This window comes from Phycisphaerales bacterium, from assembly GCA_020852515.1.
In the GTDB taxonomy this organism is placed as follows: Bacteria; Planctomycetota; Phycisphaerae; order Phycisphaerales; family UBA5793; genus UBA5793.
In genome coordinates this window covers 315439-332784 of sequence record JADZAS010000015.1, presented here as the reverse complement: position 1 = coordinate 332784, position 17346 = coordinate 315439, and the positions used below count along the sequence as shown (strand labels likewise).

Below are 17346 nucleotides of genomic sequence, written 5' to 3'. Positions count from 1 at the left end.
TCAACCCGCACGGATCGCATCATGAACCGCACCGCCACCATCTCGAACCAGCCATCCGCGCAGCGTCGCGGCGGCTTTACGCTCGTCGAGATGATCGTCGTGATCGTGATCCTCTCGGTCCTCGCGGGTGTGACGACGGTGCGCATGACCAACACACTGCCGCGCCGCGGCCGGGTGATGGTGCAGCGCGTGCAGAACGTGCTCGACACGCTCGCGCACCGGCAGGTGGCCAGCCAGGCGCCCGTGGCGCTCGTGTACGACTCGGGTCTCAACCAGCTGTGGGTCGAGCGCCTCGAGTCGACGATTGCGATGGGACTGACCCCTGATACGCGGCCGGCCGAAGGCCAGTGGAAGCGCGACAACCTCACGCCGCCGGTCACCTTCGAGCGCGACATCACCCTTGAAGCGGCGCTGTTTGACGGGCAACTTGAGCGCGGCTCGTTCCGCGTCGAAGTCGCGCCCAACCGCATGCGGCCGAACATAGAACTCGACATCGCCTTCGGCGACACGGTCGAAACCGTCACGCTGCTGCCCAGCGAGATGCGCTCGATGACGCTGAGCGAGGAAGCGACGCGGCTGCGCCTCACGCCCGAAGACCTCAACGCGCAAGGCGCCGGAGACGAGCGATGGTGAGGCGCCAAGCCAATCCGATCCGCCGCGGCCTGGCGCTGATGGACGTGCTCGTGGCGGGCATGGTGCTCTCGGGCGCCCTGGTCGCCGTGCTGGGCATCGCCAGCCGGTCGCTCAATGCGCAGGCGCGCGGGCAGCAGATCGAGGAAGCCGCGATGGTGCTCGATTCACTGCTCAACGACGTGCTGGCGCTGGGACCGGCCGAATACCTCAAGGCCGGCGAGATGAGCGGGACGGTCGAGCCGCCGCTTGACCGCTTCACCTTCCGCATCAGCATCGACGACACGGCGCCCAACGAGCCGTTTCGCGTGACCGCGCGCGTGTGGTGGCAGACGGGCGCGGGCGAGCAGACGGCTGAAGTGCAGACGCTCATGGCCCGCCGGCTGGGCGAAGAACCCGATCCCGAACGCGAACCCACTCAGCCCGTGGAGCGGCCATGAGGCAGATCAACCGCACATCACGGGCGCCACGGCGCGCGGCCGCGCGGCGCGGCTTCACGCTCATCGAACTTGTCGTCGCCAGCGTGATCGCCTCCATCCTCGCGGGCGCGGCGACGATCTCCATCCGCCGCCTGGCCGACGGGCGCGACCGATCCTCCCAGAGGCAGGCGGCCGTCGAGTCGGTCAATTCGATCACGCGCTCGATCGCGCGCGACATGGCAAACATCGTCCGCGACACCCGGCTGCTCGACACGATCGTGCGCATCGAAGACACGACCAGTTCGGGCGCCGATCAGCACGATGAGATCCTGCTCTTCTGCCGCTCGATGCGGCCGGTGCGCCCCGCGAACGATGATGACCCGACCTACCGCGAGTCGACGATTCACGAAGTGAGTTACCGTCTCAAGACTGACCCGGTCGTCACGGGCGTGGTCTGGCGCCGCGCCGATCCCATCGTCGATGAGAACTACGAAGGCGGTGGAGTCGCGGTGCCGATGGGTATCAACATCCGCTCGCTCGATTTCGAAGCGTTCGACGGCACGACCTGGCTGAGCACGTGGGACAGCGACACCGACGGCCTGCCGCACGCGCTGCGCGTCACGTGTCGCGGCGTCATTCCATCAACCGGCGCAGAAGTCGCGTCGCGCCTGACCGTCGCCATCGACCGGATACCCCTGCCCTTCGACCCCGCGGTGGATGAGACCTATGACCCGTCGAGTGACATCGAGAATCTCGAGTTCTTCGATTCGGAGAACGGCTCGGGAGCGCCGACGATCGACTTTGGCGGAGGCGGCGGTGGTGGAGGCGACTTCGGCGGCGGTGGAAGCGGGCCTCGGCGCCGGCCGCGCGACCGCGGCGGAGATCGCGGAGGAGAGGGCGGCGGCACGCGCGGCGGCGACGGTGGCGGACGCAGCGGCGGCGGCCGGCCGAGAGGAGACGGATGATCCCAGCGCGCCACAACATCCCGGCGGCGCGCGCGATGCGCGGCAGACGGCGCGGCTCGACGCTCATGCTCGTGCTGTGGGTCGTCACCATCGCCTCGCTCATCGTCATCCCCCTGCAACTCTCCGCCCAGCGCCAGGCGATGTCCGGCCGCGAAGCGCTCGGCCGCGTGCGCGCCAAGTGGGCCGCCCGCGCCGGCGTTGAGTCGTACATGGCCTACCTCGAGTGGCTCATCGACACCGAGCAGGAAATCGACCTGCCAAACTTCGAAGCGGACATGGAGCAACTCGCGCACGGCGAGATCACCGACTCCAACGGACTGCTCGTGGCGGAGTACCACATTCAGCACTGGTACGACGATCGAGTCGTTGACGGCCCGGCCGACGCCCACGCCAGGGCGAACATCAACACGCTCGACGAGGATGCGCTCAACAAACTCGAAGACATCACACCCGAGATCGTCGCGTCGATCCTCGACTGGGTCGATCCGGATGGCGACGTGCGCGAAGGCGGCGCCGAGGCCGGGTATTACAACAACGACCTCAAGCCCTACAGCCCGCGCAACGCGCCGTTCAAGTCGATCCAGGAACTCGAACTCGTCTACGGCGTGACGCCTGAGCTGCTTCGCGAAGAAGACTGGAACTTCAACGGCCTGCTTGATCCCAATGAAGACGACGGCGACGCCTCGCTGCCCGATGACAACGGCGACGGCCGGCTCGATGCGGGCTGGTCGGCGCTGCTCACCGCGGCCTCGCGCGAGCCGGGCCCGCTGGCGCCGCAGGCGGGCAAGATTTCGCTGAGCACCTCCGCCGTTTCGGAGATCAGTCGCGCGCTCGGTGTGGATATCGCCCAGGCCAACGCGCTGTTCCAGTATTCCCGCGCCGAAGGCAACACGCTGGCGGGCCTGATCACCACGCCCCTGAGCACCATCACGCGCTCGGGCCAGCCGGCGGGCGCGAGTGGGGACGGCGAAACCGGCGGCGCCACCACCGGAGGAACGCAAGGCCGGCGCAATCAACGCAACCAGCAGCAGCAGCAACAGCAGACGCTCGGCGCGCGCGATCTGACCGACGAGCAGATCGGCCGCGTGCTCGCCCAGAGCACGATCGGCACGACGTACGCCTCTGTGCCCGGGCGCATCAACATCAACAAAGCACCCGTCGAGGTGCTTGAATTGCTTCCCGAGGTCGATGAGGCGCTGGCGGACCAGATCGATCTGCTGCGCAACAGCAAGTCAGACGGCATCACGAACATTATCGAGTTGCTCGAGCTTCCGACGATCAGCCGGGAGATGCTCGCGGCGATGGCGCCGCTCATTGACGTGAAGAGCAACGTGTACACGATCACGAGCCTGGGCGTGGGACTGCCCGGCAGGACTGAGGTTGAACTGGTGGTTACGATCGACCGTTCTTCGCTTCCCATTCAGATAATCGATTACCTCGAACGATGACGAGACTCAACACTTCAACCCGACTCAACGACCATGACGCGCCACGCCGCGTCGCCGCGGTGCACCGCCAGGGCGATCAGATCAGCGCGCTGCTCGCCGAAGTGCGCAGCGGGCGCATTCATGTCGTCGAACACCAGACGCTGCCGGCCCGCGACGCCGACCGCCTCGCGGCCCTGCTGACCCGGTGGGCGGCCGAGCGCGTCGTGCGCGTGCTGCCCGGCGGTTCGGTGGTTTGCCGGGTGCTGGAGATTCCGCCGCTTGACGACGCCGCGGCCGCGGAGGCGGCCCAGTTGCAGGCTGAGGCCGAGTTGCCCGCCATGCTGCCCGGCCACCGCCGCGCCGTGGCGCTCATGCCCTGGCGCACGCCGGTGGACAACCGCATCGCGATCGCGTTCGGCTGGCCGGGCGAGCAGGCCGCCGACTGGCCCTCGAGCATCGAGAACGTGACGTGCTGCGCCGAGGCGGCGGCCCTGCTGGAACTGCTCGTGCACAGCGGCATCAACCAGGGCACGATTGCCTCGCTTGATCGCGATCAGCGGTCGATGGAACTCGCGGCGCACCTGGAGGGGGTGACGGCGGTTCGCACGGCGCGCCTCAGCGAAGCGCAGTGGTCCACCGACGCGGCCCGCATCGCCGTCGAAACAGCCATGAGCGCCGGCGCTTCGGATGAGGCGCTGGCCGATCTCGAATTGCGCGTGAGCAACGCCGCCCGCGCGCAGCGGCAGGTTCTCGTCGTCGAAGCCGAGGTCCTGCAGCGCCTGGGCAAGTCCGTCTCGGGCGCCGGCGCCGACGGCGCGTGGTGGAATCGATTCGGCCTGTGCGCGGGTGCGGCGCTGGCCGCGATGGGGCCGCGGCGCGGTATGGCGGAACTGCTGCCCGAGGCGCCCGAGGTGGTGCGCGGGCCGCTCGTTTCGGCGCTCAACTGGCTCAGCGACCCCGCCCGCGCCAGGCGCGTGGCGATTGTGGCGCTGCTGGTTATCCTGGCGGCGCCGATCCTCGGCGGGTGGACGCGCCTGGCCATCCTCGAATACAAAACGCGCGGTCTTCAGGAAGTCGAGAAGGTGTTCAAGGATCGCCAGGCGGAAGCGGACTTCTTCCGCACCCTGCGCAGCCATCGCTGGCCGATGACCAAGATCCTTGCCGACATCGCGGGCATGGCGCCGTATGACATCGCCTTCGATTCTATTAACATCGACAGTTCGTCGATGGTGACGGTCAGCGGCTCGGCGCCCCTGACCGAGCAGAGCCAGGTGCTGGAGTTTCACAGCCGGCTCAACGAGTCGAGCCTCTTTGCCGAGGTGAAGGCGCCGAACTTCACCTGGGGCGAGAACAAGATCGAATTCGAACTGCAGGCCGTCGTGGCTAACGCGACGGCGAAGGTCAAGCGACCCAGCGATGAGCCGCTCGCGACGGTGCTCTACGACCAGCCGCCCGAGGAAGTCGTCCCGGGCGAATATAACTTTAGCAGTTTCAGCCTCGGAGGCTTCAGTCCGCCGTCGCGCTCCCCGCGGAATCGCTCGCCACAGGACAGCGGCGGTTCGGACGGCAGTGGTTTCGTTTTCCCGCCCGTGGGAAACTCCAGCGGCGCCTCGCCCGGCGCTGCGCGCAGCAGCACAGGCGCCAGCAGCACGACCGGCAGCGGTACCGCCGGCGGCAGCGGCTCGAGCAGTCCGCCCAAGGGGCCGCCGCCTCCACTGACGGATGAGCAGATCGGCGCGATGAACGAAGACGAAGTGCAGAAGGCGCTGCTCGCCCGCGCGGCCATCAAGTATTCCGATCCGCGCCTGCAGGAAGAATGGAACAAACTGCTCGAGCGCAAGCGGCAGTTGAGCAGCCAGCCCTCGCCCGATGGAGATGATTTCGAACCGTGAACAGCACTGGAACCACAACCCGGGGCGGCTTGAGCGCGACGTACCGCCAGTTGCCGCGCGCCATGAAGTGGCTCGTCTGGCTCGTCATCGCGCTGGCGCTGTACTTTATTCTGATCGAGCCGCTGCTCGTGCTCATGGCGCAGCAGCGAGCCCGCGCCGACCAGGCGGTGATGAACATCGCCAGGTACAGCGAGCCGGATGAAGCGAACCGCGACATCATCGCCGACGGGCACAAAAAGTGGGGCAACGTCCTGCCGCCGGGCGCTGACCAGTCGCGCGTGCTCGAGGCGAAAGTGGCTATCAGCGAAGTGCTGTCGAAGTATGACCTCACAAAAGACCGCGCGTCGATGACCGAGCGGTCTTCAACTAAACTTAAGACGGACGCGGCCAAGTCGGGCGTCGAATATGTAAGAGGTCCGATCGAAGTGAAATTCACCGCCAAGCCTCATATTGCCATGGCGGTGATCGGCGATCTGGAAATGGTGCCGTCCATCGCGGAGATTGCTTCCGTGCGAGTGCGGCGGCTCACCGATCGGGCCGAAGTCGAGGTCACGCTCGTCGCCGACGCGTGGTACCTCAGTAAGGAATGAACGTCATGAACGCCAATGCACTTTACAGCACGTGGCGCGGCCTGCCGGGGATTTCCCGCGCGGCCATCGGCCTTCTCGCGGCGGCGGCGGTGGTGCTGCTCTGGGTGTCGCCCAAGGTGCTTTCGGCTCTGTTTGCCGGCTCGCTGTACCAAGTGACGCAAGGGGTCGATTCGGGTGATGCCGCGGCGCTTGCGTACAACGAAGCCGTCAAGTCGGATGTGGATTTCATCAGCAAGCGCTCGCCGTTCTTCACGCCGGCCCGGCCGCGCGTGGAGCGGGAGCCGGTGATCGTGGACACTCAGCCGAGGCCGGCCACGCCGCCGCGCACCTACGGCGGGCCGAAACTCATTGGCTTTGCCGGCAGCGAAGGCGCCGTCTTCGATTCCAATGTTTTCAACAGCAGCCCATTTCTTCGCGTGGGCGACAAGGGCGGCAGCCTCGAACTGCTGGGGATCGAAAAGCCGTGGAAGGCGAAGGTGCGCTGGTCGGGCGCGGAGTTTGAACTGAACCTGTTCGACCGGCTCGAGGCGCTGCCCGTGGTCAACTTCGGCGGCGGGCCGGGCGGCGCCGCGCCCGCGGCGAGCCTTTTCGGCAACCCGGCTTCGACCGCGGCGGGCGGCGCCGGGCTGGACTTCGGCGACGACGTCGCTTCAGAGGAAGCTGCCACTGGCGACAACAACTGAACCATGAAGTGTCGGCGGCCGGTCGTGGTGGACCGGAGCGCCGCTTGAGGGATCGTCACCTCACGAGCAGAGAGACAAACGCGGCCGCGTGAGAGTGCGGCCCAACAGGAACGCGAGATACATGAAACACTATCGCCGAACGTGCCTGGCCCTGGCTGCATCCGCACTCGTCGCGCCCGCCAGCGCGCCGGGAGCGCAGGACGCCCCGGATTCACCGCTGAACTTCGGCGCCCCGCCGGACCAGACGCAGACCGGCAATGAAGATGATCAGCCCATCTTCGACTTCGGCCTCGAGGGCGGCGACGACGGCGGCCTTGAATTCGGCGAGCCTCAGCCGCTCGACAACCCCCAGGCGCAGCCCGGCGCAGCCGCAGGCGCCCAGCCTCAGGGCGATACCGAACTGCTCTCGCTCAACGGCATGCCCATCGACCAGGCCATGCTGCTGCTCCAGCGCCTCTCGGGCCGGCCGGTGCAGCCCGATCCGCTCATGCTCAGCCAGCAGGGCAAGATCACCATCATCAACTCGACGCCGCTCACCCGAGAGCAGGCGCTCAACCTGCTCGTGGACACGCTCTTTGCCAGCCGCATCGCGGTGATCGATCGCGGCACGCATCTGGCCGTGCTCAACGTCGCCAACATTCAGGAGGGCATGGTGCCCGTGTGGGGGCCCGAGAAGCCCGTGCTCGGCCGCAACGACACGGGTATGGTGATCGAGAAGGTGTTCGAGATCAAGTACGGCAAGGCCTCGACGATCAAGGACAAGATCCAGGCCCAGGGCCCGCCGAACATGAAGATCGAAGTCGATGACACCTCCAACCGGATCATCGCGCTTTATAACATCGGCACGCTCCAGCGCCTGCAGGAGCAGATCGACAAGCTCGACATCGCCGGCAGCAACCTGCAACTCGAGACGTTTTATCTCAAGTATGCCAGCGCCGACCGCGTGGCCAAGCTCATCGTCGGCATCTTCGGTCAGGAGGAAGAGCAGCAGCAGGGCGGTCGAAACCAGAACATCTTTGGCGGGAATCGACCCCGTCCCGGCCAGGACGAAGGGCTGACCACTTCGACGCAGCTGTCGGTGGTGACGGACAAGTCGCTCAACTCAGTTACGGTGCGGGCCGAGCGCGACATCATCGAGCAGGTGCGCAATCAGATCAAAGATCAGTGGGACATCAAGCACGGCGAGCCGCTGCCGATCGTCATCCGCCTGGAGAACAGCGATGCGGTGAAGATGGCCGAGATGCTCAACGAAATCTTCGCGCAGGAGAGCGAGGACGTTCAGACATTTGAGAGCGGCTTCTTCTTCGACGGCAACGCGGCGCGGCAGCAGCAGAACACCTCGCGCAACCAGGAAGGCGAAGGACCGAAACTCTCCGCGCTCGCGGGGCAGTTGTCGTTCAAGGCGGACAACACGAAGAACCTGCTCTTCGTTACATCGCAGATTCCCACGATGTATCCGCTCGTGGAGGAGTTCATTCACCGCCTCGACGTGCCCGGCGACGTGAACAAGCCGCAGATTTATGAACTGAAATACGCCGACGCCGAGGACCTGGCCATCCGCATCAACGCGCTGCTGGCCGAGGAAGGCGCCCGCGGGGCCGCGGTGGAGCGGACCACCCAGGAACTGACGGAGCGATCCAACGTCTCGCAGATCGGCAACCAGCAGCAGCAGACGCAGCAGCAGACACCAGAACAAGGCCAAGAGATGGCGTTTCCGTGGCAGTCGGGCTCACCCGACCCCGATGCGCGCAAGATCTCGAACCTCATCGGCCAGGTGCGCGTCATGCCCTATCCGCGCATGAACGGCCTGATGGTCATCGCGCCGCCGGAACTGCGCGAGGCCATGGGTACGCTGATCGAGATGCTCGATGCGCCGGGCCGGCAGGTGCTCATCCAGGCGATCGTCGCGGAGGTCAGCGTCGATGACGCCACTTCGCTGGGCATTCGCTGGGGCAGCGGCAACGTCGCCAGCGGACCCAACGAAGACAACCGCATCGTCGTGAACAGCAACATCGAGGGCGAGAAAAACGAACTCATCAACGCCTTGTTTGACACCTCCACTCTGGGCGTCAACGTCGATCTCAACGTCGCGCTGCAGGCGCTCTCGCAGGTGACGGATGTCAACGTGCTTTTCCGGCCCAAGGTCGTTACAAGCGACAACGAAGAAGCGAACTTCTTTGACGGCCAGGACATTCCGTTCATCACCGATTCAACCACGACGGACGTGGGCGGCGTGACGCAGAGCTTCGAGTACCTCGCCGTGGGCATCCAACTCAGCGTGCGGCCGCACATCACCGTGGAAGGCAACGTCGATCTGCGCGTGAACCTGAAGTTGTCCAGCGTGGTGCCGGGCCAGACGCTCTTTGGCGGCTCGATCCTCGACCGGCGCGAGACGACGACAAAGGTGACGATCCGCGACGGGCAGACGGTGGTGATCAGCGGCATCCGGCGCACCGTGCTCAATGACATCGTGCGCAAGGTTCCGCTGCTGGGCGACATTCCGCTCATCGGCGGCCTGTTCCGCTCGACCGAAAAGTCCGAATCGCGCACCGAACTGGTCGCGTTCATCCGCCCAATCATTCTCGACTCGGATGACAAGATTCGCTCACTGGGCGAGGATGACTATCGCCTGCTCAACGAGAGCCGGCGCAAACTCGAAGGCGCGGATGTCGAAGAGAGTCCCGCGAGTCTCGATCACTGGAACGAGCCTTACTATCGCGAGCGCGAGCCGCAGCCGGAGGGCGATCCGCTCGATGACGGCCGCGGCAGCCTGCCGTGGATGCAGACCCCGTCGGGCGCCGCCGATCGCGAGGACAAGCCGCGCAGCGGCGCGAAGTTCAGCCTCGCCGAGCGGAAATCGGATCTGCCGTGGGAGCAGCCGCCAAAGGACTGAATCGCTCATGATAAATTGCGCTCGAATTCGATCGCCCCGGTGGAGCCGGACCACTTTCCTGACGCTGCTGGCAGCATCGCTGTGCGCGACCGGCTGCGTGACTGAAAAGGCCAACAAGCCCCGCCTGACCTATTCCGACGTGGTGCGCCCCGACACGCCGCGCGACACCAGCGTGCTCGACACCTACGTCCCGAACGGCCTGAGCACGAGTAACTCCGCCGTCACCGCCTGGATCGCATCGCTGGGCACGATCGAATACGACCGGCACCTGCTGCCGCTCGTGAGCCCGGGCGGGCAGTACATGGCGGTACAAGCGCCGGTTCCGGCGCTGGCGGATGATGAGGTCTGGGACTGCATCCTCGCCGACGCAACCGTCACCGCGCCCAAACTCGACATCATCATTTACCGCATCGAGCACACCCAGGGTGACAAGCCGGGCCAGCGGCTCGTCGAATACAAGCGGCTCAAGGGAGCCGGCGTCCTCGGCCGCGGCGCCGATGAGTCAGGATTTCTTATCGAGTCTCCGATGGGGCCTGACATGCGCCGCATCGGCTTTGTGCAATGGGAGACGGGCGAAACGACGTGGCTACTCAACTCGGGCGTCAACGCCTTCGCCGCGCGTTCGCCCTCCGGGCGCCTCGCGTGGTGCCAGCGCGTGGGCGAGGGAAATGAATCGCACTTCGAATTGTTCGTGCAGGGAGAGAACGAAGTTTACCGCGCCGGCGACGGAACCGGCGATCTCATGTTCCCGATCTGGTGCGGCAATGAGAACGTGCTCTTTGCCTTCCACCTCGGGGCCGACCAGGCGCTCGATCTGGTCGTCTTCGACACGCGCTCGGCCGAGGCCATGCGCCAGCCGCTGCAGCGCGAGCGGCTGACGGATGCGGGCACGGTGTTCATGGCGTTCCAGGCGCTGGCGGGGATCCAGTCGCCGGCGGCGCCCGACGGCTCGCCGCGCATTCTCTTTTTCCACAGCGGACAGCAGCGCATCTTCGAATACGACGCCCGCTGGCCCGAGGGACAGCGCGTGCGCGGCCTGCCTTCTCCGAGCATCGCCGCCGCCTGGCACACGGGCGATGGCATCATCTACAGCAGCCTCAGCCGCGTCTACTACCAGTTCCTGCGCGACCGCAGCGCGCCCGTCGAACTCTTCAAGGGTTCAGGCGTGCCCTGCGCCACGAGCAACCCGGCTCATCCGTTCGTGCTCATCGCCATGGACACCAAGGTTCTCTTTCAGCTGAACCTCTGGGCGATGGGCCTGGCGGGCGAAGAGGCCGTCCGCGCCGCCGCGGCCCAACTCAACCAGGCCGACCTGCAGCGCAGCCCGCGCTAGCCGCCGCTACTGGTCGGCGAGGAACGGGTTGGTGCGGCGCTCGCGGCCGATGGTCGTCTCCGGCCCGTGTCCCGGATAGATGCGCGTTTCGTCAGGCAGCGTGAGCAGCTTCTCGCGGATCGACCGGAACAGCAGCGCGCCGTCGCTGGTGGGGAAGTCGTATCGCCCGACCGAGCCTGCAAAGAGCGTGTCGCCGACGATCGCCTGGTTCGAGGGCGCGTGGTAGAGCGTGATGCCGCCGGGGCTGTGGCCGGGCGTGTGCAGCACCTTCCACTGCGCATCGCCCAGCGTCAGCACCTGCCCGTCGCGCAGCAGTTCATCGGCGGGGGGCGTGGTGATGTTCATCTCGACGAACGAAGAAAGGTTGAGATTGGGGTCGAGCAGGAAATCCGCCTCGGCCTCGTGAATCGCCAGCACAACAGGGCCGAATGCGTCAAGCACCTGCCTGACTCCGGCAATGTGGTCGAGATGCGCGTGCGTCAGGACGATGCGCACCGGGCGCAGATTGGCGCGGCGGACGAGTTGGATGAGGACTTCAGGGTCGAATCCCACATCGATAATCCAGCATTCGTCGCTGCCGGGCGTGGAGACGACGTAGCAGTTGGTTTCCCACGGCCCGAGGGTGCAGGACCGGATCGTGGGGCTGGGAGGGTTCTGAGGCGGCATCGGGCGAATCTCCGGTGTTTTGAAGCACCCGCAACGCCGGTCGCTTCGTAAACTAGAATAGGGAGACGGGCGCGCCCGCAGAGGGGTTTATCATGCTGCTTCGCCGTATTGAGGAAATGCCCGCAGTTCCCGTGTCGATGCCCGGCGCGGAGGCGGTGGGCATGCGCCTGCTGCTGGGGCGAAGCGACGGGGCCCCGACCTTCGCCATGCGGCACTTCACCGTCTCGCCCGGCGGCCACACGCCTCGCCATCAGCACAACTACGAACACGGCGTCTACGTCGTCGCCGGCGCCGGAACCGTCGAGGTCGCGGGCCAGTCGCGCGCGATCCGCTCGGGCGATTCGCTGTTCATCGAGCCCAATACGGAGCACCAGTTCCGGGCCGATGCGGGCGAGTCGCTGCAGTTCCTGTGCATGGTGCCGACGACCTTTGACTGCGGCAAGCCGACGCCCGGCTCCTGAAGCGCCGCGGTGCGCCTGGCGCTTGCGCCGGGCGCGACAACGAGGAGGATTCACATGCGTCCTTCGTCCAAGACCAATCTCTGGATCGCGCTTTCCTACGCGGTGCTGCTCGGGCTGAGCGTGGCGGTGGTGCTGCTGGGACGCGGCGATACCGTGACCGATGGCGGCAGCGACGCCATGGTCGCCGCCGGGGTGGTCTGCTTCATGCTCGTCTCCGCGACCATCCCACTGACGCTGGCGCTTGTGCACACGCGGCGCGAGAGCGCGGCGGTGGCCGAAATGTCCCGCCAGCAGCTCGAACTGCTCGAGAAGATCAACGAGCACACGCTGCTGTCGGATTCGGCGCGGCACATCGCCTACCGCCGGCAGGAGCGGGCCATGCTCCAGCGCGCCATCGAGGAAGACATCGCCAACGAAGACTGGCAGGCCGCGATGGTGCTGGTCGATGAAATGCGCGAGCGCTTCGGCTACCGCGAAGAGGCCGAGGAGTTCCTCGCGCGCATCGACCGCAGCCGCGCCGACGGGCTCAACCGGCGCATCACCGAGGCGCTCGACCACTTCCAGGCCGTGCTCGACGCGCGCGACTGGGGTGCGGCGTACGCCGAGGCAGCGCGCATCGCCCGGCTCTTTCCGGATTCGCATCGCACGCGCGGCCTCGAGCAGCGCGTCCGCAAGGCGTGGGAGGCGCACAAGAAGTCGCTCGAGCGCGAGTTCCTCGAAGCCGCAGGCGCCGGCCATGTCGAGCACGCGATGCAATTGCTCAAGGACCTCGACGTCTTCCTCACGCCCGATGAGGCGGCGCCGCTGCAGGAAGTGGCGCGCGGCGTGATCAACAAGGCGCGGGCCAACATCGGCCTGCAGTTCAAGCTCGCCGTGCAGGATCACGACTGGGCTACGGCCGTGCAGGTTGGCGAGACGATCATGGATGAGTTCCCCAACACCCGCATGGCCGAGGAAGTCCGCGAGCGCATCGACGTGCTCCGCGCCCGGGCCTCGCAGGCCGCGGCGATGACGCCCAACCTCGACGCCCTCGCGGCGATGAGCATCGGCCGCCTGCCCGAGGAGGGGTAGCATGGGGGAACGAACTGCGCTTTTGAGGGTCCGGCCAATGGTGCGCGACCGCCGTCATGCCTGCGCAGGCAGGCAACCACGAACGTGCAGGGGCGCCCGGCGACGCAATCAATAACGCCCATGCACGAACGCTCGTGGATGCCGCCCTCGCGGGTGTGACGCTGGGGGCTGCTTCGTCACTCCACGTGGTCTTCGAGGAGATACTCGAAGCCGCGCGCGGCCTTCATTTCCTTGAGCGCTTCGACGACAATCGTCGGCACGATGGCGCTGAGCGAATCGAGGTCGCCGCCCAGGGCCGCGATCTGGCGGATCAGGCTCGAACTCGTGTAACTGAACGCCTGGTCGGTGACGATGAACACCGTCTCGATGTTGGCGACCTGGCGGTTGGTCATGGCCAGCTGGCACTCGTAGGCGAGGTCGCTGATGTTGCGAATGCCGCGCAGGATGATGGTCGCATCCACGCTGCGCGCGAAATCGACCGTCAGGCCCTGGTAGGTTTCCACGCGGACGTTGCCCGCGCCCGGTTCGCCGTTTTTCATGTCGGCAATGAGGCGCTCGACCATCTGGCGGCGCTGCTTCATGGAGAACAGTTCGCGCTTGGCGATGTTGCGGCCGATGGCGACGATGAGGTCATCGAACATCCGCCTGCCCCGCGCAATGACGTCCAGGTGCCCCAGCGTAACGGGGTCAAACGAGCCGGAGTAGATCGCCCGGTGGATGGTCTTTGAGGAGGCCATGGGAGGGAGTGTACGGACGGGCGACGAGGCGGAACAGGGGCACCATGCCGGCTCGGCGCATGTGTGCCCCAACGCACACGACCCCGCGCGGGGGCGCGGGGTCGTGGGGTGTGATGCGATCAGCGGGCGAGCGAGCGAGGGATCAGAGTCCTTCGTCGTTGCTCGTTTCGCAGGTCGTGGCGTCGACGGCCTGGACGCAGATGCGGCCGCAGGCGCCCTGCGGGGCATTGCCGCTCGCGCTGGCGTTGCCGTTGCCGTCCGCGGTGACGATTCGGAGCAGCCTGGCGCCGCCGACGTCGAGCACGGTGCCGGCGCACTGCCCGCCCGGGATCGTCGTGCTGCCGTTGCAGGTGCCGTAGACGATGGCGACGCGCCCGCCGGGCGTGGCGCCGCTGATGTCAACGGTGACCTGGCCGGGGCACGGGCCCGAGAGTTCGAGCGCCAGTCCGCCGCCTCCTTCGATCATGTAGGTGTTGAACCCATGCCGCCAGCCGCAGTCGGAGAAGCAGCCTGGCCCGTTGAGGTAGAGATTCTCAGGATACAGCGGGCTGCCGGGGTTGTAGCTGCCGACCAGACCCGCGCCGGTGTCGTTGCCCTGGGTTTCGATGACGAAGGTGTCGCCGACGCCGAGATTGATGTTCGCCGAGGTGACGTCGATGAACATGAGTTCGTTGCCGTTGTTGGGCTTGGTGTAGAGGTTCTGGAAGACGATGGCGCCGGTGTTCCAGCCGTCGCCGACGCGGACGCGCGCGTTGAACTGGGCGCCTGCGTTGCCCTGGATCATGAGTTCGAAGCCTTCAAGTTGCCCGGCGACGCCGACGCGAACCTGCTGCTGCCATTGCAGCGACGAGGCGCTGAGGTTGAACCCGGCGTTGGTCATGGGCGAGACCTGGTCGAGCGTGCCGGTTTGCGCCAGGGCGGCTGTGCCGCAGCCCATGGCGATGATCGCGGTGCAGAGACGTGCTTTCATTTCTTTCTCCTTCTCTCGTTTGAACTTTCCAAAATGATCTGGCGGCCCGGACCGAGATTGGCCGAGACAGCTGCCAGAGCCGAGTATACCCGAAACTGTGGGCGCTCCGGATCGGCACCGGCGAATCAGGGTGGGTTTATCGAGAAAAAGAAGCAACGCCCGGGGATGACCCCGGGCGTTGCAGATGGACCGATATGCAGGCCAAAACGGCCGATTACTTGATCTCGACGCTGGCGCCGGCTTCGGTGAGAGCAGCCTTAAGGGCGTCGGCGTCTTCCTTGCTGACCTTGGTCTTGACGGCCTTGGGCGCGCCATCCACGAGGTCCTTGGCTTCCTTGAGGCCCAGGCCGGTGGCTTCGCGGACCGCCTTGATGACCTGGATCTTCTTGTCGCCCGCCGCCGTGATAATGACGTCGAACTCGGTCTGTTCGGCTTCCTCGGCCGGTCCGGCTCCGCCGCCGCCGCCGCCGGCCATCATGATGGCGCCGCCCGCGGCCGGCTCAATGCCGTAGGTATCCTTCATGTAGTCTTTGAGATCGACCGCCTGCTTGAGCGTGAGGGCGGCGAGTTTGTCGCCGAGTTCGGCGATGGCTTTGTCGAACGTTTTGGTTTCTTCAGACACGATGTGCTCCAATCAAATCAGACAGACTCGGCGTCCAAGAGGTGATCGACCATCGATCATTTAACCTTTGCAGGCCCGTCGGACGCGCGGGTTGGTTCAGTTGCGTGGCGGGCGCGGCCCGCCGGCGGTTCATCCCACCTTGGCGATCGTCTCGCCCTTTTCAAGCTTCTCTTCGATGCTCTTGACGATGGCCATGAGCGCGCCGCCCGGGCCGGTGACGGCGCCGACGAGCGCTGAACCCGGGCTGAGCACGAGTTGCACGGCCTGGCCGAGCGCTTCGGTGCGCGTGGGGTACTTGCTCAGGGCTTCGACGCCGGCTTTGCCCTTGAAGACTTCGCCGTCGAGGATGGCGCCCTTGAGTTCCATCTTGCGGAGCTTCTTGGCGAAATCGACGACCTCGCGGGCGACGTCGATGACCGTCTCGCCGCCGTACACCACGGCGCTGGGGCCGGTGAGCAGGGGGTCGAGCGGGCTCAGCGCCGTGCCTTCAAAGGCCTTGGTCGCCAGCGCGTTGCGCACGACGGTGATCCGGATGCCCTTGTTGCGCAGGCCCTTTCGCAGTTCGATGTTCTGATCCGCCTTGAGTTCGCGGATGTCGATGAGCAGCGCATCAGTCACGCCGTCGAAGCGGCTGCGGTACTCGTTGATGATGAGGTCTTTGACGACTTTGCTCATGGGAGACTCGATTCGAAGGCAGAGGGATCAGGCACCAGGCGCCAAGCACCAGGCATCAGGGAAAGACTGTCATGAGACGGCGACGCGGACGCCGGGCGTCATCGTGCCGCTGATAGTGACTTTCTTGACGAACTGACCCTTGGTTGAAGAGGGCTTGGCTTTCATGATGGTTTGAATGAAGAAGTCGATGTTGTCGGCGAGATGATCTTCGCTGAAACTCATGCGGCCGACGGCGGCCTGCACGTTGCCGCCTTTGTCGTTGCGGTACTCGACCTTACCGGCCGAATACTCGCGCACCGCCTTGGCGATGTCGGTGGTCACGGTGCCAGCCTTGGGCGTGGGCATCAGGCCGCGCGGACCCAGTTGCCGGCCGAGGCGGCTGACGATCTTCATCATGTCGGGCGAGGCAACGGCGACGTCGAAGTCCATCCAACCGTCGGAGACTTTCTTGACGAGGTCATCGGCGCCGGCTTCGATCGCCCCGGCCGCTTTGGCCCCTGCGGCGTCGTCGCTGCCGCAGAACGCGATGACGCGTTTGCTCTTGCCCACGCCGTGCGGCAGGGCGACGGCGCCGCGCACGAGTTGGTCGGCTTGGGTCGTGTCGATGCCCAGCGTAAAGCAGATCTCGACCGTCTGGTCGAACTTGGGGCCCTTGAACTTCTTGAGCGCCGTCACCGCATCCTTGAGAGGAAGCGGATCGGCGGGGATCAGTTCGGCGTTGGCTCTGGCGCGCTTGCTCAACTTGGCCATGGGTTCAGCCCTCCACCTTCACGCCCATCGAACGGGCGGTGCCCATGATGATGCGAACGGCGGCGTCGAGATCGGCGGCCGTCAGGTCGGCCATCTTCTCCTTGGCGATCTCCACCGCCTGGGCGCGGGTGATCGAGCCGACCGTCTCCTTGCCCACCAGGCCGCTGCCCTTGTCGAGCCCGGCCCTCTCCTTGATGAGCACCGACGCAGGCGAGGACTTGATCTCGAGTTCAAAACTGCGGTCGTCGTAGAGCGTGACGATGCAGCCGACCACCTTGCCGTTGAACTGACGCGTCGCTTCGTTGAACTTCTGGATGAACTGCCCGGGGTTGATGCCCTTGGCGCCCAGCGCGGGGCCAAGCGGCGGAGCGGGCGTGGCCTGCCCTCCCGGCGCGAGAATCTTAAATTGAGAATTGATCTTCTTGGCCATCGAGAGGGACCTCCCACGGATGCTGCCCGGCGGCTGCCGGGGTGAGTCCGAGGACCCGGCCAGGGGTCAGCGGACGCACGGTGGTGCAAGCGGTTCAAATTGACGAAACGGATCATAGGCCGCTGCCGGGCA

The 17346-nt window shown here is 66.0% G+C and carries 18 protein-coding genes; 11 read left to right on the top strand and 7 right to left on the bottom strand.

Features of this window, described 5'->3' with window-relative positions:
• Positions 1-21: 21 nt before the first annotated feature.
• The 9 genes from IT430_11225 (at position 22) to IT430_11185 (ending at position 10832) form a co-directional block, all read left to right on the top strand.
• Positions 22-633 carry a prepilin-type N-terminal cleavage/methylation domain-containing protein gene (locus IT430_11225; GenBank protein ID MCC6908505.1) on the top strand — a complete coding sequence of 204 codons (612 nt, stop codon included), beginning with the start codon at positions 22-24 and terminating at the stop codon, positions 631-633.
• Complete coding sequence (locus IT430_11220; GenBank protein MCC6908504.1) at positions 627-1070, top strand: hypothetical protein; 444 nt, start codon at positions 627-629, stop codon at positions 1068-1070. The genes IT430_11225 and IT430_11220 overlap by 7 nt, the downstream gene beginning before the upstream one ends.
• Positions 1067-2014, top strand: a complete 948-nt coding sequence (locus tag IT430_11215) for a prepilin-type N-terminal cleavage/methylation domain-containing protein (protein MCC6908503.1) — start codon at positions 1067-1069, stop codon at positions 2012-2014. The genes IT430_11220 and IT430_11215 overlap by 4 nt, the downstream gene beginning before the upstream one ends.
• Positions 2011-3462 (top strand): general secretion pathway protein GspK, encoded by a 1452-nt coding sequence (locus IT430_11210; GenBank protein MCC6908502.1) that lies wholly within the window; start codon positions 2011-2013, stop codon positions 3460-3462. Before IT430_11215 ends, IT430_11210 begins: the two co-directional genes overlap by 4 nt.
• The gene (locus tag IT430_11205) at positions 3459-5333 is read left to right on the top strand and encodes a hypothetical protein (GenBank protein MCC6908501.1); all 1875 of its coding nucleotides are present in this window, start codon (positions 3459-3461) and stop codon (positions 5331-5333) included. Before IT430_11210 ends, IT430_11205 begins: the two co-directional genes overlap by 4 nt.
• On the top strand, positions 5330-5923 hold the full coding sequence (locus tag IT430_11200) for a hypothetical protein (protein MCC6908500.1): 594 nt from the start codon (positions 5330-5332) through the stop codon (positions 5921-5923). The genes IT430_11205 and IT430_11200 overlap by 4 nt, the downstream gene beginning before the upstream one ends.
• 5 nt (positions 5924-5928) lie before the next feature.
• On the top strand, positions 5929-6606 hold the full coding sequence (locus IT430_11195) for a hypothetical protein (GenBank protein ID MCC6908499.1): 678 nt from the start codon (positions 5929-5931) through the stop codon (positions 6604-6606).
• Between the two features lie 121 nt (positions 6607-6727).
• The gene (locus IT430_11190; GenBank protein ID MCC6908498.1) at positions 6728-9499 is read left to right on the top strand and encodes a hypothetical protein; all 2772 of its coding nucleotides are present in this window, start codon (positions 6728-6730) and stop codon (positions 9497-9499) included.
• A 97-nt stretch (positions 9500-9596) separates the two neighbouring features.
• Complete coding sequence (locus IT430_11185; GenBank protein ID MCC6908497.1) at positions 9597-10832, top strand: hypothetical protein; 1236 nt, start codon at positions 9597-9599, stop codon at positions 10830-10832.
• 6 nt (positions 10833-10838) lie between these two features.
• Here the strand turns inward: IT430_11185 and IT430_11180 are convergent, their stop codons facing one another.
• Complete coding sequence (locus tag IT430_11180; protein ID MCC6908496.1) at positions 10839-11498, bottom strand: MBL fold metallo-hydrolase; 660 nt, start codon at positions 11496-11498, stop codon at positions 10839-10841.
• A gap of 92 nt (positions 11499-11590) precedes the next feature.
• Here IT430_11180 and IT430_11175 point away from each other — a divergent pair, with 92 nt between their 5' ends.
• Together IT430_11175 and IT430_11170 are read left to right on the top strand one after the other, a co-directional pair.
• Complete coding sequence (locus IT430_11175; GenBank protein MCC6908495.1) at positions 11591-11959, top strand: cupin domain-containing protein; 369 nt, start codon at positions 11591-11593, stop codon at positions 11957-11959.
• Positions 11960-12013: 54 nt separating this feature from the next.
• On the top strand, positions 12014-13030 hold the full coding sequence (locus IT430_11170) for a hypothetical protein (GenBank protein MCC6908494.1): 1017 nt from the start codon (positions 12014-12016) through the stop codon (positions 13028-13030).
• A 176-nt stretch (positions 13031-13206) separates the two neighbouring features.
• Here the strand turns inward: IT430_11170 and coaD are convergent, their stop codons facing one another.
• The 6 genes from coaD to rplK form a co-directional block, all read right to left on the bottom strand.
• A complete protein-coding gene (gene coaD, locus IT430_11165) occupies positions 13207-13767 on the bottom strand; it encodes a pantetheine-phosphate adenylyltransferase (protein MCC6908493.1) in 561 nt (186 codons plus the stop codon).
• Between the two features lie 142 nt (positions 13768-13909).
• Positions 13910-14737, bottom strand: coding sequence for a hypothetical protein (locus tag IT430_11160; protein MCC6908492.1), 828 nt, complete (start codon positions 14735-14737; stop codon positions 13910-13912).
• Positions 14738-14951: 214 nt separating this feature from the next.
• Positions 14952-15326 carry a 50S ribosomal protein L7/L12 gene (gene rplL, locus IT430_11155; protein ID MCC6908491.1) on the bottom strand — a complete coding sequence of 125 codons (375 nt, stop codon included), beginning with the start codon at positions 15324-15326 and terminating at the stop codon, positions 14952-14954.
• 162 nt (positions 15327-15488) lie between these two features.
• Entirely contained in the window at positions 15489-16034 is a 546-nt protein-coding gene (locus IT430_11150) for a 50S ribosomal protein L10 (protein MCC6908490.1), read from the bottom strand.
• A gap of 69 nt (positions 16035-16103) precedes the next feature.
• Positions 16104-16784 carry a 50S ribosomal protein L1 gene (locus IT430_11145; protein MCC6908489.1) on the bottom strand — a complete coding sequence of 227 codons (681 nt, stop codon included), beginning with the start codon at positions 16782-16784 and terminating at the stop codon, positions 16104-16106.
• Between the two features lie 4 nt (positions 16785-16788).
• A complete protein-coding gene (rplK, locus tag IT430_11140; GenBank protein MCC6908488.1) occupies positions 16789-17214 on the bottom strand; it encodes a 50S ribosomal protein L11 in 426 nt (141 codons plus the stop codon).
• Positions 17215-17346 lie beyond the last annotated feature (132 nt).

Coding starts and splice junctions, on each gene's coding strand:
- IT430_11225 (MCC6908505.1), top strand. CDS start 22: ATGAACCGCACCGCCACCATCTCGAACCAGCCATCCGCGCAGCGTCGC.
- IT430_11220 (MCC6908504.1), top strand. CDS start 627: ATGGTGAGGCGCCAAGCCAATCCGATCCGCCGCGGCCTGGCGCTGATG.
- IT430_11215 (MCC6908503.1), top strand. CDS start 1,067: ATGAGGCAGATCAACCGCACATCACGGGCGCCACGGCGCGCGGCCGCG.
- IT430_11210 (MCC6908502.1), top strand. CDS start 2,011: ATGATCCCAGCGCGCCACAACATCCCGGCGGCGCGCGCGATGCGCGGC.
- IT430_11205 (MCC6908501.1), top strand. CDS start 3,459: ATGACGAGACTCAACACTTCAACCCGACTCAACGACCATGACGCGCCA.
- IT430_11195 (MCC6908499.1), top strand. CDS start 5,929: ATGAACGCCAATGCACTTTACAGCACGTGGCGCGGCCTGCCGGGGATT.
- IT430_11190 (MCC6908498.1), top strand. CDS start 6,728: ATGAAACACTATCGCCGAACGTGCCTGGCCCTGGCTGCATCCGCACTC.
- IT430_11180 (MCC6908496.1), bottom strand. CDS start 11,498: ATGCCGCCTCAGAACCCTCCCAGCCCCACGATCCGGTCCTGCACCCTC.
- IT430_11175 (MCC6908495.1), top strand. CDS start 11,591: ATGCTGCTTCGCCGTATTGAGGAAATGCCCGCAGTTCCCGTGTCGATG.
- IT430_11170 (MCC6908494.1), top strand. CDS start 12,014: ATGCGTCCTTCGTCCAAGACCAATCTCTGGATCGCGCTTTCCTACGCG.
- coaD (MCC6908493.1), bottom strand. CDS start 13,767: ATGGCCTCCTCAAAGACCATCCACCGGGCGATCTACTCCGGCTCGTTT.
- IT430_11160 (MCC6908492.1), bottom strand. CDS start 14,737: ATGAAAGCACGTCTCTGCACCGCGATCATCGCCATGGGCTGCGGCACA.
- IT430_11150 (MCC6908490.1), bottom strand. CDS start 16,034: ATGAGCAAAGTCGTCAAAGACCTCATCATCAACGAGTACCGCAGCCGC.
- IT430_11145 (MCC6908489.1), bottom strand. CDS start 16,784: ATGGCCAAGTTGAGCAAGCGCGCCAGAGCCAACGCCGAACTGATCCCC.
- rplK (MCC6908488.1), bottom strand. CDS start 17,214: ATGGCCAAGAAGATCAATTCTCAATTTAAGATTCTCGCGCCGGGAGGG.